The sequence below is a fragment of the Streptobacillus ratti genome (assembly GCF_001891165.1).
Taxonomy (GTDB): domain Bacteria; phylum Fusobacteriota; class Fusobacteriia; order Fusobacteriales; family Leptotrichiaceae; genus Streptobacillus; species Streptobacillus ratti.
Genome location: NZ_LKKW01000101.1, coordinates 1 through 322, shown reverse-complemented (window position 1 = coordinate 322; position 322 = coordinate 1). Strand labels below are relative to the sequence as shown.

The 322-nt window shown below is 26.1% G+C and carries 1 protein-coding gene; it reads left to right on the top strand.

Features of this window, described 5'->3' with window-relative positions:
• Positions 1–322, top strand: a 322-nt coding sequence (locus BT993_RS06965; protein WP_072593809.1) for a type II toxin-antitoxin system HicB family antitoxin, incomplete at both ends; no start/stop codon positions are given.

The following is a 322-nucleotide window of genomic DNA, read 5'->3' as shown; positions in this document are numbered from 1 at the left end:
GAAATTATGTTGTTGTTTTTCCTGATTTAGATAATGGTGCAACTGAAGGTAAAACAATAGAGGAAGCTATGAAAATGGCAGAAGATTATATTGGGACTTGGTTGTATGATGATTTTGTAAAAGGAAAAAGCTTACCTAAAGCAAGTGATATAAATAAAATATTAATAAATATTCCTGATGATGAAAAAGAATTTTATATTGAAGGAGAAAGCTTTAAAACATTAATTAGTTTAGATATGATTAGATATGTTATTGAATGTAAAAGTATAACGTTTAGAAAAAATGTTACTATTCCTAGTTGGCTTAATGAATTGGGTAAAAA